The 21237-nt window shown below is 60.6% G+C and carries 21 protein-coding genes and 1 rRNA gene; 8 read left to right on the plus strand and 14 right to left on the minus strand.

The window, feature by feature from the left end; genetic code table 11:
* Positions 1-42 precede the first annotated feature (42 nt).
* The 8 genes from ycaC to PSJE_RS26695 all read right to left on the minus strand — a co-directional run bounded on the left by ycaC (position 43) and on the right by PSJE_RS26695 (position 7580).
* Positions 43-669, minus strand: coding sequence for an isochorismate family cysteine hydrolase YcaC (gene ycaC / locus PSJE_RS26660; RefSeq protein WP_008004800.1), 627 nt, complete (start codon positions 667-669; stop codon positions 43-45).
* 69 nt (positions 670-738) lie between these two features.
* A complete protein-coding gene (locus PSJE_RS26665; RefSeq protein WP_057715505.1) occupies positions 739-2577 on the minus strand; it encodes an amidohydrolase in 1839 nt (612 codons plus the stop codon).
* Positions 2577-3185, minus strand: a complete 609-nt coding sequence (locus PSJE_RS26670; RefSeq protein WP_090454696.1) for an antibiotic biosynthesis monooxygenase — start codon at positions 3183-3185, stop codon at positions 2577-2579. The genes PSJE_RS26665 and PSJE_RS26670 overlap by 1 nt, the downstream gene beginning before the upstream one ends.
* Positions 3178-3594: a DoxX family protein gene (locus tag PSJE_RS26675; RefSeq protein ID WP_090454694.1), complete on the minus strand. Its 417-nt coding sequence runs from the start codon at positions 3592-3594 to the stop codon at positions 3178-3180. Before PSJE_RS26675 ends, PSJE_RS26670 begins: the two co-directional genes overlap by 8 nt.
* A 267-nt stretch (positions 3595-3861) precedes the next feature.
* A complete protein-coding gene (locus PSJE_RS26680) occupies positions 3862-4698 on the minus strand; it encodes an IS3 family transposase (RefSeq protein ID WP_235863926.1) in 837 nt (278 codons plus the stop codon).
* Positions 4695-5000 (minus strand): IS3 family transposase, encoded by a 306-nt coding sequence (locus PSJE_RS31800; RefSeq protein WP_008047186.1) that lies wholly within the window; start codon positions 4998-5000, stop codon positions 4695-4697. The genes PSJE_RS26680 and PSJE_RS31800 overlap by 4 nt, the downstream gene beginning before the upstream one ends.
* Before the next feature lie 107 nt (positions 5001-5107).
* Positions 5108-5374, minus strand: a complete 267-nt coding sequence (locus PSJE_RS26685) for a DUF6124 family protein (protein ID WP_090454692.1) — start codon at positions 5372-5374, stop codon at positions 5108-5110.
* 1288 nt (positions 5375-6662) lie between these two features.
* Positions 6663-7580, minus strand: a complete 918-nt coding sequence (locus PSJE_RS26695) for a LysR family transcriptional regulator (protein ID WP_057715510.1) — start codon at positions 7578-7580, stop codon at positions 6663-6665.
* A 160-nt stretch (positions 7581-7740) separates the two neighbouring features.
* Between PSJE_RS26695 and PSJE_RS26700 the strand changes: the two genes are divergently transcribed.
* Entirely contained in the window at positions 7741-8190 is a 450-nt protein-coding gene (locus PSJE_RS26700; protein ID WP_090454690.1) for a helix-turn-helix domain-containing protein, read from the plus strand.
* A gap of 36 nt (positions 8191-8226) precedes the next feature.
* Here the strand turns inward: PSJE_RS26700 and PSJE_RS26705 are convergent, their stop codons facing one another.
* A complete protein-coding gene (locus tag PSJE_RS26705) occupies positions 8227-9051 on the minus strand; it encodes an alpha/beta fold hydrolase (protein WP_090454688.1) in 825 nt (274 codons plus the stop codon).
* A 44-nt stretch (positions 9052-9095) separates the two neighbouring features.
* Positions 9096-9662, minus strand: coding sequence for a flavodoxin family protein (locus tag PSJE_RS26710; RefSeq protein ID WP_090454686.1), 567 nt, complete (start codon positions 9660-9662; stop codon positions 9096-9098).
* A gap of 312 nt (positions 9663-9974) precedes the next feature.
* Here PSJE_RS26710 and PSJE_RS26715 point away from each other — a divergent pair, with 312 nt between their 5' ends.
* The gene (locus PSJE_RS26715; RefSeq protein WP_090454684.1) at positions 9975-12779 is read left to right on the plus strand and encodes an ATP-binding protein; all 2805 of its coding nucleotides are present in this window, start codon (positions 9975-9977) and stop codon (positions 12777-12779) included.
* Here the strand turns inward: PSJE_RS26715 and PSJE_RS26720 are convergent.
* Entirely contained in the window at positions 12744-14228 is a 1485-nt protein-coding gene (locus PSJE_RS26720; protein ID WP_090454683.1) for an ATP-binding protein, read from the minus strand. The genes PSJE_RS26715 and PSJE_RS26720 overlap by 36 nt on opposite strands.
* A 151-nt stretch (positions 14229-14379) precedes the next feature.
* A complete protein-coding gene (locus PSJE_RS26725) occupies positions 14380-15330 on the minus strand; it encodes a GlxA family transcriptional regulator (RefSeq protein WP_090454681.1) in 951 nt (316 codons plus the stop codon).
* Positions 15331-15659: 329 nt separating this feature from the next.
* Between PSJE_RS26725 and PSJE_RS26730 the strand changes: the two genes are divergently transcribed.
* Positions 15660-16382 carry a pirin family protein gene (locus PSJE_RS26730; RefSeq protein WP_057715517.1) on the plus strand — a complete coding sequence of 241 codons (723 nt, stop codon included), beginning with the start codon at positions 15660-15662 and terminating at the stop codon, positions 16380-16382.
* Positions 16383-16509: 127 nt separating this feature from the next.
* Here the strand turns inward: PSJE_RS26730 and PSJE_RS26735 are convergent, their stop codons facing one another.
* Positions 16510-17562, minus strand: coding sequence for an AraC family transcriptional regulator (locus tag PSJE_RS26735; protein WP_090454679.1), 1053 nt, complete (start codon positions 17560-17562; stop codon positions 16510-16512).
* A gap of 163 nt (positions 17563-17725) precedes the next feature.
* Here PSJE_RS26735 and PSJE_RS26740 point away from each other — a divergent pair, with 163 nt between their 5' ends.
* The 5 genes from PSJE_RS26740 (at position 17726) to PSJE_RS26760 (ending at position 21094) form a co-directional block, all read left to right on the plus strand.
* A complete protein-coding gene (locus PSJE_RS26740) occupies positions 17726-18577 on the plus strand; it encodes a 3-hydroxybutyryl-CoA dehydrogenase (protein ID WP_090454677.1) in 852 nt (283 codons plus the stop codon).
* The gene (locus PSJE_RS26745) at positions 18564-19223 is read left to right on the plus strand and encodes a TetR/AcrR family transcriptional regulator (protein WP_057715520.1); all 660 of its coding nucleotides are present in this window, start codon (positions 18564-18566) and stop codon (positions 19221-19223) included. The genes PSJE_RS26740 and PSJE_RS26745 overlap by 14 nt, the downstream gene beginning before the upstream one ends.
* A gap of 89 nt (positions 19224-19312) precedes the next feature.
* Entirely contained in the window at positions 19313-19726 is a 414-nt protein-coding gene (locus PSJE_RS26750; RefSeq protein WP_057715521.1) for a VOC family protein, read from the plus strand.
* 138 nt (positions 19727-19864) lie between these two features.
* Positions 19865-20293 (plus strand): hypothetical protein, encoded by a 429-nt coding sequence (locus PSJE_RS26755; RefSeq protein WP_090454675.1) that lies wholly within the window; start codon positions 19865-19867, stop codon positions 20291-20293.
* 48 nt (positions 20294-20341) lie between these two features.
* Positions 20342-21094, plus strand: coding sequence for a bestrophin-like domain (locus tag PSJE_RS26760; protein WP_223473825.1), 753 nt, complete (start codon positions 20342-20344; stop codon positions 21092-21094).
* A gap of 66 nt (positions 21095-21160) precedes the next feature.
* On the opposite strand, the gene rrf is transcribed toward PSJE_RS26760, so the two are convergent.
* Positions 21161-21237: ribosomal RNA gene (gene rrf, locus PSJE_RS32350) — 5S ribosomal RNA — on the minus strand; the annotation flags it as partial.

Raw genomic sequence — 21237 nt, forward strand, 5'->3', positions numbered from 1 at the left:
ACGCCGCCATCGCGAGCAAGCTCGCTCCCACAGGTGTACTTCTTACTTGGCAGTAAATTTGGTGTAGCTGTTGATCAGGTTGCGATAGTTCGGCAGGCGTTCGGACAGCAGGTTGGCCAGGCCTTCCATGTCGTTGCGCCAGTCGCCTTGCAGCTCGCAGGCCACGGAGAACCAGTTCAGCAGTTGTGCACCGGCGGCCGACATGCGTGCCCAGGCCGCTTGTTGCACGGTGGTGTTGAAGGTGCCGGAAGCGTCGGTCACCACAAACACCTCAAAGCCTTCGGCAATGGCTGACAGTGTCGGGAACGCCACGCACACGTCGGTCACCACACCGGCAATGATCAGTTGCTTGCGACCGGTGGCCTTGATCGCCTTGACGAAGTCTTCGTTGTCCCAGGCGTTGATCTGGCCCGGGCGTGCAATGAACGGCGCGTCCGGGAACTGCGCCTTGAGCTCCGGCACGATCGGACCGTTCGGACCGCTGTCGAAACTGGTGGTGAGGATGGTCGGCAGTTTGAAGAACTTGGCGATGTCGCCCAGCGCCAGCACGTTGTTCTTGAACTCGTTGGGCGAGAAATCCTGTACCAGCGAGATCAGACCGGTCTGGTGGTCGACCAGCAATACCACAGCATCGTCTTTGTTCAGGCGTTTGTAGGGAACGTTGCTCATTGGAAACTCCTTGGTGGATGGTTGTTGCAGTCAGCGCCGACCTGTTGGGCCGGCGCTTTTTTAAAAGAGTCAGAAGGCAAAACACGAGCAGCCAAAGGCGCCCCAGAAACCGGCGAAATCGCTGACCGGCGCGTTCGACAGGCGCGCCCGTTCATGACTGTGGGAATGCACCGCGCACGGGCCGCTGCAATGGTGAACCTGGGCCTGCATCGGCGAAGTCGGGCGCCAGTGACCCGGCACCTTCACCACCGGCGACCAGTCCGGCAGCACCGGCACGCTGGCCGGCCCGAGCTTCTCGAAGTCACCGGCGCCGTACACCACCTTGCCGCCGACCACGGTCAATACCGACTCGATCCACTTGATCGCCTCTTCATCGACGCTGAAAAAATCCGCACTGAGGGCCGCGACGTCAGCCAGTTGCCCGACCTTGATCTGGCCCTTCTTGCCTTGCTCCGAGGAGAACCAGGCGCTGCCGTGGGTGAACAGTTCCAGCGCCGTCAGGCGTGAAAGGCCTTCGGCGTGCAATTCCATACCTCCGACGGTGCGACCGCTGACCATCCAGTACAGCGAGGTCCACGGGTTGTAGCTCGACACCCGCGTGGCGTCGGTACCGGCACCCACCGGTACGCCTTCGGCCAGCATGCGTTTGATCGGTGGCGTGGCTTCGGCCGCTTTCGCGCCGTAACGCTCGACGAAATATTCACCCTGGAACGCCATGCGATCCTGAATCGCGATGCCGCCGCCCAGCGCCCTCACCCGCTCGATGTTCTGCGGGGTGATGGTTTCGGCGTGGTCGAAAAACCACGGCAAGCCGTTGAACGGAATGTCGCGATTAACCTTCTCGAACACATCGAGCATGCGGCTGATGGATTCGTTGTAGGTGGCGTGCAAACGGAACGGCCAGCGTTGCTCGACCAGATGGCGCACTACTGGTTCCAATTCGGCTTCCATGGTTTGCGGCAGGTCCGGGCGCGGTTCGAGGAAGTCTTCGAAGTCCGCCGCCGAGAACACCAGCATTTCCCCGGCGCCGTTGTGCCGCAGGAAATCATCGCCCTGGTGCAGCTTCACGCTGCCGGTCCAGTTCTTGAAGTCGGTCAACTCTTCCTTCGGTTTCTGGGTGAACAGGTTGTAGGCGATGCGCACGGTCAGTTGCTCGTCCTTCGCCAACTGCTCGATCACCTGGTAATCGTCCGGGTAATTCTGGAAACCGCCGCCGGCATCGATGGCACTGGTCAGGCCCAGGCGATTGAGTTCGCGCATGAACTGACGGGTCGAGTTGACCTGATACTCCAACGGCAGCTTCGGCCCCTTGGCCAGGGTCGAGTACAGAATCATCGCATTGGGCCGCGCCACCAGCATGCCGGTCGGCTCGCCATTGGCGTCACGCACGATCTCGCCACCCGGCGGGTTCGGCGTGTCACGGGTGTACCCGGCGACGCGTAACGCGGCGCGGTTGAGCAAGGCGCGGTCGTACAGGTGCAGCACGAAAACCGGCGTGTCTGGCGCCGCCTGATTGAGCTCCGCCAAGGTCGGCATGCGCTTCTCAGCGAACTGGAATTCGTTCCAGCCACCGACCACCCGCACCCACTGCGGGGTCGGCGTGCGGTCGGCCTGCTCCTTGAGCATGCGTAAGGCATCGGCCAGTGACGGCACACCTTCCCAACGCAGTTCCAGGTTGTAGTTCAAGCCGCCACGGATCAAGTGCAAGTGTGAGTCGTTGAGCCCGGGGATCACGCAACGCCCCTTGAGGTCGATCACCTGGGTGTTCGAGCCCCGCAGGGCCATGGCTTCGGCATCGTTGCCGACCACGACAAAACGCCCGTCGCTGATCGCCACGGCGCTGGCGAGCGGTTTTTCGCGGTCAACGGTATGGAATTGACCATTGAACAGAATCAGATCGGCGTTCATCACGGTTCCTCGTGCAATGTGGCGGGAGACAGCCAGGGCGCGAACAGACGCGTCGCCATGGGCATGAAGATATAAACCACCGACAGCACGATGGTCAGGGTGATCAGGAACGTGGCCACCACATAGTTGGAGAGCAAGGCGTTGAGCCGCAACAACGGCCCCCAAAGCAGCGGCACCAGCAAGGTGTGCGGCAGGATCACCAGCAGCGTCACCACGGCCTGCTTCCAGCGCGGCGGTGGCGTACTGGCCTCGGCCTGGGGCGAGAACCAGAACTCGTTGACCGGATTGATTTCGGTCTGGTCGCCATCGGCCAGCATCGGCGCAGCTTCATCGACCAGTTCCTGGCGTTGCGGTGAATCGAGCCAGCGCTGCATCGCCTCGGTCGAACAAAAGCGCAGCACGCAGGTGTAGGTGTCCAGGCCGGCATTCTTGCCACGCACCACATCCACGCCCAAGTGCCCGACGTTCTGCGCGGCCACCTTGACGATGTTGCGCAGCCAGGCGGCATAAGGCACTTCGAAACCGGCCTTGACCCGATGCTTGACGATCAGGGTCACCACCTCATCAGGCCCCGGACTTGCCGGCTCACGGCGATTGGATTCAGACATAACGCAAGGCTCCGGCGAAACGGACATTGAGTGCCAGGCGTCCCGGCCCGGCGATGAAAATGCTGGTGAACACGATCAGCAGCAGCCAGCCGAACTGGCCTTCGAAGAGCGTCCACTGCGGATGCACGATCAACATCGACACCCACAGCAAAAACAGAATAGGCAAACACGCTAGACGCGCCAGCAACCCGGCGACGATCAGCAGCGGGCACACCACCTCGGCGAAAATCGCCAGCATCAGCGTCAGATTCGTGCCCAGGTGGAAAGGGTCTTCGATGCTTTGCAGTTCGGCACTGTAGTGAAGCAACTTGGGCAAGCCATGTACCCACAACAGGAACAACCCGCCGCTGACCCGCAGGAACAGCAGCCCCCAGTCTTGCGCCCGATCATCACTTCGCGAAGTGTCCATGGCCTATCCGCACAAATGAAAAACCACCGGCGTCGATGCGCCGGGACAGGATTCGATAGTGCCGGGGCGGAGGAAGGAAAAATTGAATGTACGTGCTCTGTTTGCGGGAAGACCGAGATCGACCAAACGACATGGAACCCTGTAGGAGCGGGCTTGCTCGCGAAAAACGTCTGGACAACACGATCAATCAGGCAGCACGCGTTATCGTTGACGTCCATCGCGAGCAAGCTGAACTGGTCAAGTAATCCCGGACACCGGTTACGGTGTTTATGCCGCTTTTTGCTCCATGGCTATTGGCGACAGATAGTTGTTGTAGCTGTGGAGCCTGGTGCGGTTGTAGTACATGAAGAAGCGCACCATATCGGTTTTGGCTTCCTCGATCTTGCTGTAGCCACTACGAGGCACCCATTCTGATTTCAGCGTGCCGAAAAATCGCTCTGTTGGAGCGTTGTCCCAGCACTGCCCGCGATGGCTCATGCTTTGCAATATGTCACGACGCTTCAGTTCTTCTTGAAACTTGCGGCTGGTGTACTGACAACCCTGATCCGAGTGAAACATCAGCCCCGCAGGGCACGTTCGAACCTCTGCCGCCATGCGTAGCGCCTTGCTGACCAAGTTGGCGTCATTGACCAGCGAAAATGCCCAACCGATGACCCGGCGAGCAAACAAATCGATGACGATGGCCAGATGAACCCAGCGCTCGCCCACCATCAAGCTGGTCACGTCGCCACACCAGACCTGATCGACTGCAGCCGGTTTGAAGTTGCGCTTGAGCCGATTGGGCGCGACAAACGCTTCCACTCCTTTGGATCTGAATGGGTGAGGCTGGCGTTGTTTACTGACAATGTTGGCCTCCCTCATCAGCGCTCGGACAAGGCCTCTTCCAACTGCAATGTTTTGGGACTTCAGGCCCTTGCTGATCATTCTGGAGCCCATGGCTTCGCGGCTTTCGCTGTGCAGTTCAACCACTTTGAGCTTGAGCTCTTCGCGCCTGATCCGCGGTTGGGCTCGCCGCTGAAGCCACTCGTAAAAGCTGCTGCGCTTCACATCGAAAACACGACACACGACAGCTGTCGGGAACGACTCTCTTAGTTCCGCAATCATCGAAAACGATCGGGATCCGACATCAAGAGAGCGGTAGCCTTTTTTAAGATCTCGGCTTCCATTTCCATGCGCTTGATCTTGGCCTTTAGTTCCTGGATCTGGCGCTGATCTTCGGTAATCGCCTTGGTGCCTTTGACTGGCTGCCCCTCGCGCTCCTTGCGAACCTGATCGACCCAACGCCGTAAAGCGGTGGGCCCGATATCCAGCGATGCACAAACGTCTGGAACCGGGCAGTTATCATCAAGCACCATGCTGGCAGCATGCAGCTTGAACTCGCGGGTATAGACCTTTCTTTCGTTCATGGAACCTCCAAGTTGGCGAAATCATATCGCCCTTAAGAGGTGTCCGGAATTATTAGGCCAGTTCAAGCTCGCTCCTACAGGGTTGCTCGTTGCTTGCTGCTACTGGACTAGTCTTGCGGGTCGAGATTATCCAACGCCCGATTCACCGCCAGCTCACCCAACATGATGATCTGCGCAATCCCCAGCAGCGCATTGCGATGAGGGCTTTGCAGAAATCCAGCAAGATCGCTGGCCATGATGCTGGCCGAGGCGAGGGATTCGCAGGCGTGGGCCAAGAGGGTTTCGGTGTTGATGTCGGGGGCGATGAGAAACATCGTGCTGGGGTTGTGTGGTGGTGCCGGGGCTTTCGGGGGATTGGGGGTGGGTTTGAACATGGTCAAGCTCCTTGATCAATGGAGCCGCCACAAGTCGCTGCTAAACGAATTGGGTGGCGGCTGTACGCGGGTTAGCAGACCAGGGATCAAGGAACCCGGCGCACCGAAGTGCCCCACGCACAGCCACCAAATTGCAGATCGAACTGATCTGAAGGTGACACTGGCGAGCCTTGAAATTTACCGAGCTGCTAAACCCGATCGCTGAATGGGCAGCGACGTGGAGAACGATAGAGATCAGGGCCAAGACTCACAAGCCGGCGGATTCTGGCGTAGTTGTAGGCAACGACGCAAGGCGGTGTGGCTTTCAGGAATAGAGGCTGACGGCTTTTAAACAGGGCTTTCAGAACACTGCACATTCCCTGTGGGAGCGAGCTTGCTCGCGATGGCGGCATTACATCCGGCATTGGTGTTGACTGATACACCACTATCGCGAGCAGGCTCGCTCCTACAGTGGATCAGCGTATGTCTGTGAGAGATTGGTCGGCTGTCAGGCCGCCTTCGCGGGCAAGCCCGCTCCCACAGGTGCTGAGTACATCAGCAAGTGATTGGGCGGCTGTCAGGTCGCCTTCGCGAGCAAGCCTGCTCCCACAGGTGCTGAGTACATCTGCAAGTAATTGGGCGGCTGTCAGGTCGCCTTCGCGAGCAAGCTCGCTCCCACAATTTTATCGGTGTACATCAGCAAGAAATTGATTGGCTGGCAGGCCGCCTTCGCGGGCAAGCCTACTCCCACAGGTGCTGAGTACATCTGCAAGTAATTGGGCGGCTGTCAGGTCGCCTTCGCGAGCAGGCTCGCTCCTACAGTTGGGCTGGGTACACTCGAAAGAAATTGGTCGGCTGGCAGGCCGCCATCGCGAGCAAGCTTGCTCCCACAGAAGAGCAAAAAGCAGAGCATCCCGCACCACCGCGTCGCTTCTCACCACTCATCAGGCCGAGCGTTAGCTCGCCTGCAGCTTTTGATCTTGATCCACCCGCCCCCTCGGCAGGCTGAGTGGAGGTGTTTATCCGGGGATTGGCGCGCAGCGCCGTTCGACGCAGTCGAACACATCGCATGTAGGTGCCAGCGAAGCCAACCGGAGGGCGATGCCCCCGGATGAATGCCGGAGCGAAGGAACCCCGAGCCTCAGCGAGGGGCCGTACGTAAGGGGCGAGACTTTTTGGTTCCTTTTGTGTCGTTTGACAAAAGGGACTCGCCGTAAGGGCGAAACCATAAGCCGCCGTTACCGCAGAAACGGATATGTACTCAATCAACCAAGAACCTGGTCGGCCCAGAGGCCGCCAAGGTCAACACCTAAGAAACATCCAAAGCCACAGACATGAACTGACCGATCCGCGACCGCAACCACCGCTCCGCCGGATCATTGTCATGCACCCCGCTCCAGGCCATCGACAACTGCGCCGCCTCAATCTCGAACGGCGGATCCTCAGCGCGCAAGCCACAGCCCTCGACCAACGCACACGCCGCATAATCCGGCACAGTGGCAATCATCTCGGTCCCGGCGAGCAACGCCCGCAACCCACTGAACTGCGGCACCCCCAGCACCACACGACGACTACGCCCGACCTTCGCCAGATCCAGGTCGATGTTGCCACTCAAGTCGCCGGAAAAAGACACCATCGCATGGGGCCGCTCGCAGTACTCATCCAGGGTCAGCGTCCCCGGCCGGGTGTCGCCGCGCAGCACTTTGCAGGGGATATCGCGCAGCTTCTTGCGCTTGGCATTGGCCGGCAGATCCGTGGTGTAGCTCACACCCACCGAAATTTCCCCCGACGCCAGCAGCGCTGGCATCAACAAGTAATTGGCCCGCCGCACGACCACGACGATGCCCGGTGCTTCCTCTTGCAACTGACGCAGCAACGGTGGAAACAAACCGAACTCGGCATCGTCCGACAACCCGATGCGAAACACATCGCAACTGGTCGCAGGATCGAATTCCTTGGCCCGGCTGACCGCACCGGAGATGGTGTCCATCGCTGGCTGCAATTCCTTGAGAATCGCCAATGCGCGCGCCGTCGGTTCCATGCCGCGTCCGTTGCGCAGCAGCAACGGATCGTCGAACAGATCGCGCAAACGCCCCAGCGCGGCGCTCACCGCCGGTTGGCCCATGAACAGTTTTTCCGCGACTCGGGTCAGGTTCTTTTCGAACATCAGGGCCTCGAAAATCACCAGCAGGTTCATGTCGACGCGACGCAGATCGTTACGGTTCATAGGCACGGGTTCCTTATGTGTGTTCGGCCGGGCGCGAGGATGAGAATTGTGTCTGACTTTACCCAAGACTTCCCGCGGTGAGCGAGAAATTAACAACGATTAACTCGTAAGCCAGAGCCTTCGGGTCCAAGAATGAAGCCTACCGACACGGACATTCGCCATGGCTCACGTTCAGCAAAATGCCGCCCCCGCGTCATTCACGCCGGTGCCAAAGAAAAGCACCGGCGGCCTCAGCCCGCAGCGCGAAAAGCTGGTTAAACAACTGATCCTCGAACGCTTGGGCGACAGCCTGGAAGTTACTGAACTGGCACAGGCCTGCGCCCTGTCGCGCAGTCACTTCTCCCGCGCGTTCAAGTGCAGCACCGGCCTCTCGCCACAGGACTGGATTCGCCAGCAGCGCATTGCCCTGGCCAAGCAATTGATCCAGTACACCAACCTCAGCCTCACGCAGATCAGCCTCGAATGCGGCTTCTGCGATCAGGCGCACTTCTGCCACATCTTCACCCGCAGCGAAGGCATCAATCCGTTTGCCTGGCGCTGTCAGGCGGTGCATGGCCTTAAAAGCAAAAGATCGCAGCCTTCGCCAGCGCCTACGGGTATGCACGTGTAGGCGCTGGCGAAACCTGCGATCCCTTGATCCGGCTTTTTAACCTTTCAAGAACGCCAACAGGTCAGCGTTGAGCTGGTCCTTATGGGTGTCCGTCAAACCGTGAGGGGCGCCCGGGTAAATCTTCAAGGTCGAGCCCTTTACCAGTTTGGCGCAGGAGACGCCCGCCGCTTCATACGGCACGACCTGATCCGCGTCGCCATGCACCACCAGCGTCGGCACGTCGAACTTCTGCAAGTCTTCGGTGAAGTCGGTTTCCGAGAACGCCTTGATGCAGTCATAGGCGTTCTTGTGGCCGGCCATCATGCCCTGCATCCAGAACCAGTCGATCATGCCCTGGGACGGTTTCGCGTCAGGCTTGTTGAAGCCGAAGAACGGGCCGCTGGCGAGGTCGATGTACAGCTGCGAACGGTCAGCCAGCGAGGCCTGGCGGATGCCGTCGAACACTTCCAGCGGCAGGCCGCCGGGGTTGGCTTCGGTCTTGAGCATCAGCGGTGGCACCGCGGAAATCAGCCCGGTCTTGGCCACGCGGCCGGTGCCGTGGCGACCGATGTAACGCGCCACCTCGCCACCGCCGGTGGAGAAGCCGAACAGCACGGTGTTTTGCAGGTCGAGCAGCTCGATCAACTGCGCCAGATCGTCGGCGTAATGGTCCATGTCATTGCCCGACCACGGCTGGCTGGAACGCCCATGACCGCGACGGTCGTGGGCGATGACCCGATAACCCTTGGAGGCCAGGAAGATCATCTGCGATTCCCAGCTGTCGGCGTTCAGTGGCCAGCCGTGACTGAAGACAATCGGCTGACCGGTGCCCCAGTCCTTGTAGTAAATCTCGACGCCATCGCGGGTAGTGAAAGTGCTCATGGGTGATGCCTCCTTAACGAGGGTTGGGGGGTGAATCAAACGGGTCAGTGGCGCAGGCGATCGGCCAGACGCGCCACCCGCTCGCCCAGGTGCGCGGCGGTGCAGCGATCCTCGGGCGGAGGGGCATCGTCAGGGGATTGCTCGACATTCGACTGGGCCATGGCGCCCAGTGAGCTACCCAGACGATTGAGTTGGCCGTTGAACGCGCCGGTGCTGGAGCGTGCCGGCAGCAGGTCGAGGCCGACCCAGATCATCGAGTGCTGGGCGGCGAACACCGCCATTTGCAGCAAGGTGTTGAGTTTGTCGCCGCACAGGCAGCCGGAATTGGTGAAACCCGCCGCGAGTTTGTCGCGCCAGGGCTGGGTCAGGTAGAACGCCGTCGTGGCCTCCATGAACGCCTTGAAGGCCGCCGAGGCGCTGCCCATGTAGGTCGGCGCGCCGAAAATGATGGCGTCGGCGTAGTGCAGCCGCTCCCAGTGCTCGTCTACCTCTTCGACCGGGATCAACTGGCAGGTGCTGCCAAGGTGCCGTTCCACGCCACCGGCCACGGCTTCGGCCATGACCCGGGTGTGCCCGTAGCCACTGTGATAGACCACCACCACGTTGCTCATTGGTTTGTCCTTGAGATGGGTTGAAATCCCTTGTAGGAGCGAGCTTGCTCGCTCCTACAAGGAAGAGAGTTTTGGGTGCAGACCGGACGCAGGACGAGTTAAACGTTGTTAATTTTCCCAGGCGCGCAAAAAGCCCCGGCAGACGCTGTCCATCTGTCGCGCCCAACGATCACGGGGCCGACAGCCGCTGGCCGATACGCTAGAGTCAATGCCTGCCCCTTCAGTCACCCAAGCGACGCATTGCGCTCCGTAAAAAACCTGAGGAATATGCTCGAAAACCGCGTACCAGACGGATGCAGCAGGAGCGACTCGTTGACCCTTTCCCCCGAACAGGCTGTGCATTTCGGCCCCTACCGGGTCTACCCCGGACAACGCCTGGTGATGGAGGCCGACCAGCCTTTGCGCCTGGGGCGGCGCGCCATGGACATCCTGTTGATCCTGCTTGAGCACGCAGGCAACGTTGTCAGCAAGCAGCAACTGATCGCCCGGGTCTGGCCCAACAGCGTGGTCGAAGACATCAACCTGCGGGTGCACATGGCCGCGTTGCGCAAGGCGCTCGGCGACGGTCAGGCCGGCCAGCGCTACATCGTCACCGTGGCCCAGCGCGGGTACAGCTTCGTCGCACCGCACTCACTGGAACAGGCCGAGCAATCGCCAGCGCCCGAGGCTTGCGCACCGAGCCGGCATAACCTGCCGGTGCGCCGTACGCGAATGATCGGCCGGCAGACCCTGGTCGACAATCTGGTGGTGCAACTGCCACGCCAGCGCTTCATCACCCTCGTCGGTCCCGGCGGCATCGGCAAGACCACCGTGGCCTTGCGGGTCGCCGAACAAATGATCGGTCGCTACCAGGACGGCATTCGCCTGCTGGACCTGGCCCCGATCAACTGCCCGCTGATGATCGACGGTCATCTGGCGACGTTGCTCGAACTGGCCCTGCACAACGACGCCCCCCTGAGCGGTATTGCCGACTGTCTGCGCGACAGGCAAATGCTGTTGGTCATCGACAACTGCGAGCACCTGGTCGACGCCATCGCCCATCTCTGCGAAACCATTCTGCGCAGTGCGCCGCACGTGCATATTCTCGCCACCAGCCGCGAGAGCCTGCGGGCCGAAGGCGAATTCGTCCAGCGCCTGGAATCACTCGACTGCCCGCCGCCCATCGCCGTCCTCGACCGCGCCCAGGCCATGACCTTTTCCGCCCTGCAACTGTTTGTCGAGCGGGCCATGGCCAGCCATGACAGCTTTGAACTGACGGACAATGAACTGCCGCTGTTGATCGATATCTGCCACCGACTGGACGGCATTCCACTGGCCATCGAACTGGCGGCGGCGCAAGTGGGCAACTTCGGATTGCCCGGCTTGTTGACGCAGTTGCAAAGCAATTTCCGGGTGTTGACCCAGCCCTGCCAGACGCCCCTGGCACGCCATCAGACCCTGCGCGCGACACTGGACTGGAGCTTCGAGCTACTCAGCGCCTGCGAAAAGACCTGCTTGCGCCGACTGAGTGTGTTTCGCGGCGGTTTCACCCTGAAGTCGGCAGCGGCGGTGATTGTCGGCGAACACATCGAACCCCGCGAGGTGTTCGGCTCGATCACCCAACTGGTCACCAAGTCCCTGTTGAACGTGGAGGTGGGCGACGAGGATGTTTACTACCGCCTGCTCGATACCACCCGCAGCTATGCCCTGGAAAAACTTGCGCAAACCACCGACCTGCCCGGGACGCGGGAGCGGCATGCCGAGCGTTGCCTGGCGCTGATGCAACAGGCGCAGGACGACTGGGAGAGAACGTCCACCGGCTTGTGGCTCGAACGCTATGGCCGGGCCCTGGAGGACATCCGCGCAGCCCTCGATTGGGGTTTGCACGGGCAAGGGCCGCAGGCGCTGGCGATACGCCTGGCCGCGACGTCCACGCCGCTGTGGCAGGAGTTGTCACTGCTCAAGGAACACGGCGGTTATGTGCGCAAGGCGCTGGCTTTGCTCGAGCAGTCTGCCGACTCTTGCCCGCGCTTGCAGATGGCCCTCAAGCTGGCTTTGGGCAGTGCCTGTTATCACGCTCAAGGAGGTAGCAGCGAAACTGTTGGCGCCTTCGTCAGCGCCAGAGCCCTGGCCAGCCAACTCAACGATGTGGCCGGTCAGTTGCGGGCGATTTCCGGGCACCTGGCGGTCAATCTCAGCTGCGGCCAATACCAGATGGCCCTGGAACAGAGTCGGCAATTCGATCACCTGGGGCTGCATGACGACGCCCTGATGTCCCTGAGCATGCATCGATTGCGGGTGCTCGCCCTGCACTTCTCCGGCAACCAGCATCAGGCTGGGGAGCATGCCGAACAAGTGCTGCAACGCATGGCCCACAGCGGTCATCTCAACCGTTTCACCCATGGTTTTGGTGTGCAATACGACCAGAGTGTGGCGGCGCTGACCCTCCACGCGCGCATCCTCTGGCTGCAAGGCCAGCCGGAACAGGCCTGGCGCACTGCCCGCCAGGCGCTGGACATCGCATTGCAGATCAACCACGGCACGTCGATCTGCTACACCCTGGCGCTAGCCGGCTGCCTGATCGCCCACTACAACGGCGATACCCGCAGCGCCCGCGAACTCCTGCGCCTGCTGCTGCAACAAGCGCGGAAACACTCGGTCCTGCTGTTCCATGACTGGGCGCAACACTATGCGCGGGTGATCGGCGGTACCGATGTTCAGCCAATCGGCCGACAAAGCGTCGGTTTGATCAAGGACATCATGGTCACGCTGGATTCAACCTGTGTCGACGATGATTTGCTCGAACGTGCGCAAAGCGGTGTTTCGGACTGGAGCACGGCAGAGATACTGCGGGCCAGGGCCAGGACGTTGCTGGCAACCGATTGCCCGCTCCAGACCGCGACGGCCGAAACCATGCTGCTCAAGGCACTCAACGTGGCAAAGGCCCAGGGTGCCCTGGCCTGGGAGCTGCGTAGCGCCACCTCACTGGCGCAGTTGTGGCAGCGTCAGGGCGATCCCCAACGGGCGCATCAATTGCTGGCGCCGATCTACCAGCGCTACACCGAAGGTTTCGCCACGCCAGACTTGATGACCGTTCGCCGGCTACTCGACGAGCTGCAATGCCACCTGCCCGCCTGAAGGCCAGCGTGTTTGACTGACGTAACCGGCATAACGCATTTCAAGGGCGCGCAAATCACCACTGAGTTCGAGTTTTTCCAGCGCATAGGTGCGGGTGGTGTTGAGGAAGCGGTAACGGGCCACTTCCCTCCCCTGCTCCAGGGTCAGTAGCGACTTGAGGGCCAGGCTTTCCATCACCTTGACCAAGTCGGCGGCGGGCAGCCTGTCGCAGCAGATCACGCCGATCGCTGCGTCCCGGGTGAAGGCCATTTTGAACACCGCCAGGCGCTGCAACACGGTTTGCTCCACGGCAGTCAAACGTTCGTAGCTCCAGTCCAGCGCCGCCTTGAGCGTCTGGTGCCGGGGCACGGCCGTGCGGCGGCCCTGGGACAGCAACTGAAAACAGTTATCGAGTTGCGCTTGCAACCCCACCAGCGCCAGCGCATCGATTTGCGCCGCCGCCAATTCAATCGCCAGCGGCAGGCCGTCGAGGCGCCGGCAGATTTCCCGTACAGTCTTGAGGTCTTGTTCGCGCAGGGTGAACCCTTGCTGACGAGCCCGGGCACGGCTGACGAATAACTGCACCGCCGAATAGCCCATGACCTCGTCAACACTGCGCAGCGCTGACACCGGCGGCACCGCCAACGGTGGCAGACGCAATACGGTTTCGCCCGCTGCCTGGAGCGGCTCGCGGCTGGTGGCGAGGATCGACAGACGAGGCAGCGAAGCCAGCAGTGTTTCGATCAACGTCTGGCAGCGTTCGAGCAGGTGTTCGCAGTTGTCCAGAACCAACAAGGCATGCCGCTGCGCCAGCGCCTCCAGCGTGGTGCCGACCTCCAGCCCAAGGGTTCGTGTGACGTGGTCGGTCACTTGCGCCGGGTCATCGATCGCCGCCAGGTCCACCAGCCACACGCCGTGCCGATAGTGCTGCAACAACAGTTCGGCCACGCGCAGCGCCACGGTGGTCTTGCCGATCCCGCAAGGCCCGACCAGGGTCATGAATCGGCGCACCGGCAACTGCCGCACCAGGCTGCCGACAACCGCATCGCGCCCGGTGATCGGCGTGAGCCGCGCCGGCAAGTTGTGCAGGGGCTTTTTTACGGTCTCGCTCGGGAACGAGACGGGCTGCGGCGAATGCTGTACCGGGGCGACAAAACTGTAACCGCGCTGGGGAATGTTGACGATGTAGCACTGGCCGTTCTGGCCGTCGCCCAGAGCTCGGCGCAAGGCGGCAATGTGTACCCGCAGGTTGATCTCTTCGACCACGGAGCGCGGCCATACCTGGGCAATCAACTCTTCCTTGCTGACCACCGAGCCTGCGTGCTCGACCAGCACCTGCAACACGTCAAGGGCGCGGCCGCCCAGGCGCAGCGGTCGATCGCCTTCCAGCACCAGTCGCTGACTGAGGTGGAAAGCGTAAGGCCCGAATTGCAGCACCGCTTCGCTGTTTATATCTCTGAGGCTGTTCATGGGCTGTCACTCGCTGCACGCCTGGCTTTCAGCCCAGGCTCCGCACCGTCCTTGCAATGAGTTCAGCGGTATCTTGGCAGGCCTCGGTGACGGTACAACTGCCGCGGGGGGAGCGTCACGGCCATTGCGGTGCGCACGACGGACACGCGCGCTAACTGAACTGCTCGCGGTATTGGGTCGGGGTCAGGCCGAGCTTTTCACTGAACAGAAAACGCATGTGCCGCACGCTGCCGAAGCCGCTTTTGAAGGCCACGGTCTTGAGTGGCAACTCGGTGGTTTCCAGCAGGTTCCTGGCGCAATCGATACGCGCGCTTTGCAGAAACTCCATCGGCGTCATGTTCACTTCCCGGGCGAACACCCTGGCGAAATGACGCGGGCTCATGTTGGCCAGACCGGCCATTCGCTCGATGCTGTAGGTTTCATCGAGATGTTCAAGCACATGGTTCTGCACCCGGGTAATCGCCGTTTCGTGAGGGGCCACCGCCGCCATCAACGGGCTGAACTGCGCCTGCCCGCCCTGGCGCTTCATCACCACCAGCAACACCTTGGCCACGTCCTGGGCGACTTTTTTGCCATGGTCCTGGGCGACCACCGACAACGCCAGGTCGATCCCGGCGGTGACGCCACCGGAAGTGATCAGGTTGCGGTCCTGAACGAAGATCTGATCGGTCTCGACGGTCGCCTTCGGAAAGCCCTTGATCAGCCGCTCGGTGTAGTGCCAGTGGGTGGTGACGCGATAGCCGTCGAGCAAACCCGCATGCCCCAACACGAACGCCCCGGTGCAGATCGAGCCATAACCGGCGGACCGGCTGACGTTGTGCCTGAGCCAGTCGAGCAATGGCGGATGCTTTTCGTTGTAGGCACCGGGACCACCGGGCACCAGCAGCAAATCAAACCCCTCGCAGGCCTGATCGATGTGCCGGTCGGCGTGCACGCTCACCCCGTTGGACGCCCGCAGTGCGCCGGGCTCGGTGCCGATGGTCGTCAGCACATAGTGATCTTCGGGTTTCAGATAACGATTGGCGATGGAAAACACTTCCATGGGCCCGGCCATGTCGAGCAGGAGAAAGTCGGGAAACAGCACCATTGCCACGGTTTTCATGGATTGGAATTCACTGGGATCAAATAAGGTCGGTTTGTCGAGCGCTAGCCCTTTGTGGGGGCGAGCTTGCTCGCGATGGCAGTATCACATTCGACAGATGAGGTGACTGGAAAATTGCTATCGCGAGCAAGCTCGCTCCCACAGGTTTCGGTACTGTGCATTATGGACAAACACAGGCCAGGCATCGGAAAAGAATAGCTGATTGTCGCCCGCAAACTGTCAACCTGATCGAGACAGTATTTCAATTTTCATCTACTTATTGAACCAGCAGGTAACCATTAACCTTCTCCTCACTCGGACGAATTCACGTCCCCAAAGGAGATTTCATCATGCTGACTCTTCGCAAAGCCTCGGATCGTGGCCTGGCCAATCACGGCTGGTTGAAGTCGTTCCATACCTTTTCCTTCGCCAGCTATCGCAACCCGAAAGAGCAGGGTTTTTCCGACCTGTTGGTGATCAACGACGACCGCGTCGCCGCCGGCAAAGGCTTCGGCCAGCACCCGCACCGCGACATGGAGATTTTCTCCTATGTGCTTGAAGGTGCCCTGGAACACAAGGACACCCTGGGCACAGGTTCCGTGATCCGCCCCGGCGACGTGCAACTGATGAGCGCAGGCAGCGGTGTGGCCCACAGTGAATTCAACCACTCCGGCACCCGGCCGGTGCATTTTCTGCAGATATGGATCGTGCCCGACGTCAGCGGCGCCAAACCGCGCTATCAGCAAGAGCATTTCAGCCCTCAGAAGAAACGCGGGCGCCTGCAACTGATCATCTCGCCGGACGGCGCCAAGGGTTCGCTGAAGGTGCGTCAGGATGCACGGGTGTATGCCGGCCTGATCGACGGCAAGGAAAGCGCCACCCTGGAGCTCGCCGCCAATCGCTACGCCTATGTGCATGTGGCCCGGGGCAGCGTTGAACTCAACGGTGTGTTGTTGCAGGAAGGCGACGGTGTGCGGGTTCGCGAAGAACAGGTACTGACCTTGAGCAATGGCGTGGATGCTGAAGTATTGGTCTTTGACCTGCGGCCACAGGAACTGCCGGAAATGCCATGACGAAACCCTGCTCGCGAAGGCGGAGTGTCAGACAACATCATTGTTGAATGACCTATCGCTTTCGCGAGCAGGCTCGCTCCCACAGTTTGTGTAAATCTGCTCGTCCTGCGGGTGGATCGTTGATGGTTCAGGGATCGCAGGAAGCTTCAAGGGTAGCGATCTCTGCGCCCTGCTCCCCCTGATAACGGGCCCGATAGCGCCCGGGGCTTTCCCCGGTCCACTTCTTGAACGCCCGATGGAAGGCGCTGGGTTCCTGGAAACCCAGTTGTTCAGCGATATCGCTGATGCTCGCGTCGCTCTGACGCAATTGCTCAAAGGCCACGCCACGGCGGACTTCGTCCTTGATCTCTTGGTAGGAACAGCCTTCACGCTCCAGTTTGCGGCGGAAGGTGCTGGGGCTCAGGTGCTGTTCCAGGGCAAAGGCCTGCAACGTCGGCCACTGACTGTAATGACTGCCGCGCAAGCGCTGATGAACCTGGGATGCCAGGCCATGCTGGTTGCGGAAGCGGATCACCAGCCATTGCGGCGCGGTACGCAGAAACACTTTCAGCGACGCCAGATCCTGAACCACGGGCAGGCGCAAGTAGTGGCTGGCAAATTCGATTTCGGTGCGCTCGGCACCGAAGGTCAGGTTGGGGCCCCACAGCAGGCGGTCGTCACTCAGCGACAGGCGCGAATGGCGGAAGTCCGCACGGTCAATGGGAATGCGCCGCCCGCCCAGCCAGCACAGCAGACTGATCATCAACACCAGGAAGGTTTCTTCACCAAACCGGCTGGCATCGTTGTCCGTCGAACGGGTGTCGAGGCTGATGACCGCACGCTTGCCACGCACGGCCAGAGAGCCGCGAAAGTCGCGCAGGAACAAGCCGAAGTTGGCCAGGCATTGACGCATGGCCTTGTGCAGATCGGGCTCCTGAATCAAGGCACGGCAAATCAGGGCGAAACTGCCCGGCGGCATGCCATGGGAATCGAGCCCGAAAAACTCATCGTCGAGCTCGCGGATCTGGATCAGCCACAACGCCGCAAACGCATTGGCCGGCACCCGCGCCGTGGGTTGGTGCATGACCGCCGGATCAATGCCCGCCTGTTCGAGCACGGCCGTCACGCGCTGCGGATCATCGCGCAGCCCATGGATCATTGCCTGCACGAAATAGGCGGCAACCGAGTCCTTTTCCCGCATTGGTTCGCTTCTCTCTCATCACCCGAATGGCAAAAAACATCAGTGCCGTTGAACAGTTTTGGCATAGGACAACCGCCCTGCCGGCTCTAGACTCGCGGCAATAGTACGCCTTCGGCCGCAATCGCGGCCAAGGTATCGCAGGGTTTGATCGAAGGATGGGAAGATGAATCTGCAAAACATCGGGGTGATCGGTGCGGGCACCATGGGCAACGGCATCGCCCAAGTCTGCGCCATGGCCGGTTTCAACGTGACCTTGCTCGATATTTCCGAAAGCGCTTTGCAAAAAGCCGTCGCAACGGTCGGCAAAAACCTGGACCGGCAGATCGCCAAGGAAACCCTGACGCCGGAGCAGAAACAGGCGACCCTCGACAAAATCCGCACCAGCACCGACTACAGCAGCCTGCAAAATGCGCAGCTGGTCATTGAAGCTGCGACGGAAAATCTCGACCTGAAACTGCGTGTGCTGCAACAGATTGCCGCGCAAGTCAGCAGCGAATGCGTCATTGCCTCCAATACCTCGTCGCTGTCGATCACCCAACTCGCCGCCAGTGTCAGCCAGCCTGAACGCTTCATCGGCCTGCATTTCTTCAACCCGGTGCCGGTGATGGGCCTGATCGAAGTCATCCGTGGCCTGCAAACCAGTGACGCGACCCACCAACTGGCGCTGGACATGGCAACCACCCTCGGCAAAACCGCAATTACCGCCGGCAACCGCCCGGGCTTTGTGGTCAACCGGATCCTGGTGCCGATGATCAACGAAGCGATCCTGGTGTTCCAGGAAGGCCTGGCCAGCGCCGAAGACATCGACGCTGGCATGCGCCTGGGCTGCAACCAGCCTATCGGCCCGTTGGCCCTGGCGGACCTGATTGGCCTGGACACCCTGTTGTCGATCCTCGAAGCCTTCTATGACGGTTTCAACGACAGCAAATATCGCCCGGCGCCGTTGCTCAAGGAAATGGTCGCCGCCGGTTACCTGGGACGTAAAACGGGGCGCGGCTTCCATGCCTATGCCTGAGCGTTGCTCGCGCTTTGCCGAGTACCGGGACAAGGTCCTGGAGCTGTTTGCCTGCAAGGGGTTCGGCCAGGTCGGCATGCGTGAGCTCGCGACGTGCCTGGGGCTCTCCCCAGGCTCGCTGTATCACCATTACCCCAGCAAACAGCATCTGCTGCTCGACCTGATCGAGGAGTTCTACGAGGAGCTGCTGGCCACCCTGGGACGTATCCAGCAAAAGGCCCCAGGCAAGCGCGACAAACTCAACAGTCTGATCCGCGCCCATCTGAATCTGCATCGGGAGATGCCCTGGCATTTCCGCCTGGTGGAGCGCGACAGCGGTTGCCTGAACGAAGAGCAACAGGATCGGGTCCGGCAATTGCGCGAGCAATACGAACGCACGTTGCTGAGAATGCTGGGCGCCAAGTCCCGTTTCAGCGAGCAAGGCCTGCTGGCCGCCGGGCATGCCATTGGCGCCCTGCTCAACAGTGCTCCCAGCTGGCTGACACCCCATGTGCTGGACGAGCAGGAACGTGAGGAGCTGCTCGAGAGCATGGTCAGCGGCGCCATCGAACGTGTGCTTGCGCCACGGCGTGTGCCGGAGGCAATAAGCCTGGCGCGTCCTATTGAAAAAACATCTAAAGAAACACAAGCTTCGACGAAGATTTAGCGCTTTGCTTGTCGGCTCGACACAATCGGAATTCGCCGAAAAAACCGGCGTCCAAACCGATGTATGTACTCGAGCACCTGGAGCCGACCATGAAAATCAATCCCTACCTTATCTTCAACGGCGACTGCAAAGCGGCCTTCACGTTCTACGCGCAGTGCCTGCAAGGCCAGATCGAAGCCATGATGACCTTCGGCGAAACGCCTGCCGGTGAGCATGTCCCCACGGATCTGCACAACCTGATCATCCATACCCGCCTGATCGTGGGCGATCAGGCGATCATGGGGTCGGACACCACTCCGGATCGTCCCGTCCAGGGCATGAGTGGTTGCTCGATCTCACTCAACGTCGACAGCATTGCCGAGGCCGAACGGGTCTTCAATGCGCTGGCGGACGGTGGCTCTGTGCAAATGCCACTGGAAACCACGTTCTGGGCAGCACGCTTCGGCATGCTGGTCGACCGTTTTGGTGTGTCGTGGATGGTCAATTGCGAAAAGGATCAGTGAAAGGCCTTGGTCGATCGAGAGTATTGAAGGCACAAAAAAGCCCGACCTGAAAAGGTTGGGCTTTCTGGCAACTCCCGGCCTGTCTGCTACCGTCAACTAGCCATACGGATAGCAGCGAACCTGAGGAGGATACCCACTATGCCGGCCCACGACGCGTCCTGGCCCACCCGTTGCAAGCTCTTGCTACTGGCCGGTGGAATGATCGCCAGCCTGCTGACCCTCAATGGTTGCGCCACTGTCGATGCACAGACCACCGCCTATGTCGGTGTAGAACATCCGGCACCGACATCGCCGGACCAGGTTGTCGTGCTGCGCTCGGAGCCTCTGCGCCCACATGTGCGCCTGGGTGAAGTGTTGATCGACGCCAGCATCGACCCTGCCCCGCCGATTACCGAAGTCGAACAGAAGCTGCGGGAAGAGTCCGCCAAACTCGGTGGCGACGCCGTGGTGGTCGTCTATGACCACATTCAAGCGGTGGGTGCCTATGCCAGCGGGCCGCTGTGGGCACGCGATGTGAGGACCATCGAGGGACGCAAGCTCAAAGGTATCGTGATCAAGTACCAGTAGATATCTCCCCTTGGAGGACAGCGTCAACGGAGGTTGAATTTGAATGACGTGGTGATCGCTCTCATCGTTTTCGCCTGCCTGTCCGCCAGCGCACTGATGGGCTCGTACGTGAGGGAGCGATTACCGAGCCATCATCTGAGCGATGACTCTGTGGCGGTGGTGAAGCTGGCCACCGGCCTCATTGCAACGATGTCGGCGCTGGTCCTCGGCCTGCTCGTTTCCTCTGCCAAAGGCACCTTCGATACGGCCAATGCCGAACTGGAGGGCGCGGCGGCGAAAGTGGTTCAATTCGACCGCTTGCTGGCCCGCTACGGCCCCGACACCCAGGGCATCCGCACCGAGCTCAAGCACAACTACGCCGAAGTCACCCAGGTGCTCGCGACCCGCGATCACCGTCAGATTGAAAAACTCGATAGCCCAGAAGTGATCCGTCGCTCCGAAGGCCTGCAACGCCAGGTCGAGTCACTGACGCCCGGCAACGATGATCAGCGCGCGCTCAAAGCCAAGGCATTGCAAGACATGGACACCGTGTTTGCCGCCCGCTGGCTGACCCTGCTGCAGGCCAATCAATCGATTCCACCGGTGATGCTGGTGATCCTGGTGACGTGGCTGGGGATTATCTTCGGTTCGTTCGGCCTGTTTGCACCCTGCAACGGCACCATTGTCGCCGTATTGCTGATGTGTGCCCTGTCGACGGGGGCAACCATCCTGCTGGTAGAGGAACTCAATCGACCGCTTGATGGTTTTATCTGTGTGTCACTGGATCCCCTGGAGCACACGCTGGAGCGGTTGGGGCAGTAATTTCATTTCCCGCGGACAAAAACAAAACCCCTACCTGCATACGCAGATAGGGGTTTCGGAATTTAATCTTGACGATGACCTACTCTCACATGGGGAAACCCCACACTACCATCGGCGATGCATCGTTTCACTGCTGAGTTCGG

Origin of the sequence: Pseudomonas jessenii (assembly GCF_002236115.1) — a bacterium.
In the GTDB taxonomy this organism is placed as follows: domain Bacteria; phylum Pseudomonadota; class Gammaproteobacteria; order Pseudomonadales; family Pseudomonadaceae; genus Aquipseudomonas; species Aquipseudomonas jessenii.

What these genes read in the sequence shown, in the direction of transcription:
- ycaC (WP_008004800.1), bottom strand. Translation starts at nt 669, where the DNA reads ATGAGCAACGTTCCCTACAAACGCCTGAACAAAGACGATGCTGTGGTA.
- PSJE_RS26665 (WP_057715505.1), bottom strand. Translation starts at nt 2,577, where the DNA reads ATGAACGCCGATCTGATTCTGTTCAATGGTCAATTCCATACCGTTGAC.
- PSJE_RS26670 (WP_090454696.1), bottom strand. Translation starts at nt 3,185, where the DNA reads ATGTCTGAATCCAATCGCCGTGAGCCGGCAAGTCCGGGGCCTGATGAG.
- PSJE_RS26675 (WP_090454694.1), bottom strand. Translation starts at nt 3,594, where the DNA reads ATGGACACTTCGCGAAGTGATGATCGGGCGCAAGACTGGGGGCTGCTG.
- PSJE_RS26680 (WP_235863926.1), bottom strand. Translation starts at nt 4,698, where the DNA reads ATGATTGCGGAACTAAGAGAGTCGTTCCCGACAGCTGTCGTGTGTCGT.
- PSJE_RS31800 (WP_008047186.1), bottom strand. Translation starts at nt 5,000, where the DNA reads ATGAACGAAAGAAAGGTCTATACCCGCGAGTTCAAGCTGCATGCTGCC.
- PSJE_RS26685 (WP_090454692.1), bottom strand. Translation starts at nt 5,374, where the DNA reads ATGTTCAAACCCACCCCCAATCCCCCGAAAGCCCCGGCACCACCACAC.
- PSJE_RS26695 (WP_057715510.1), bottom strand. Translation starts at nt 7,580, where the DNA reads ATGAACCGTAACGATCTGCGTCGCGTCGACATGAACCTGCTGGTGATT.
- PSJE_RS26700 (WP_090454690.1), top strand. Translation starts at nt 7,741, where the DNA reads ATGGCTCACGTTCAGCAAAATGCCGCCCCCGCGTCATTCACGCCGGTG.
- PSJE_RS26705 (WP_090454688.1), bottom strand. Translation starts at nt 9,051, where the DNA reads ATGAGCACTTTCACTACCCGCGATGGCGTCGAGATTTACTACAAGGAC.
- PSJE_RS26710 (WP_090454686.1), bottom strand. Translation starts at nt 9,662, where the DNA reads ATGAGCAACGTGGTGGTGGTCTATCACAGTGGCTACGGGCACACCCGG.
- PSJE_RS26720 (WP_090454683.1), bottom strand. Translation starts at nt 14,228, where the DNA reads ATGAACAGCCTCAGAGATATAAACAGCGAAGCGGTGCTGCAATTCGGG.
- PSJE_RS26725 (WP_090454681.1), bottom strand. Translation starts at nt 15,330, where the DNA reads ATGAAAACCGTGGCAATGGTGCTGTTTCCCGACTTTCTCCTGCTCGAC.
- PSJE_RS26730 (WP_057715517.1), top strand. Translation starts at nt 15,660, where the DNA reads ATGCTGACTCTTCGCAAAGCCTCGGATCGTGGCCTGGCCAATCACGGC.
- PSJE_RS26735 (WP_090454679.1), bottom strand. Translation starts at nt 17,562, where the DNA reads ATGCGGGAAAAGGACTCGGTTGCCGCCTATTTCGTGCAGGCAATGATC.
- PSJE_RS26740 (WP_090454677.1), top strand. Translation starts at nt 17,726, where the DNA reads ATGAATCTGCAAAACATCGGGGTGATCGGTGCGGGCACCATGGGCAAC.
- PSJE_RS26745 (WP_057715520.1), top strand. Translation starts at nt 18,564, where the DNA reads ATGCCTATGCCTGAGCGTTGCTCGCGCTTTGCCGAGTACCGGGACAAG.
- PSJE_RS26750 (WP_057715521.1), top strand. Translation starts at nt 19,313, where the DNA reads ATGAAAATCAATCCCTACCTTATCTTCAACGGCGACTGCAAAGCGGCC.
- PSJE_RS26755 (WP_090454675.1), top strand. Translation starts at nt 19,865, where the DNA reads ATGCCGGCCCACGACGCGTCCTGGCCCACCCGTTGCAAGCTCTTGCTA.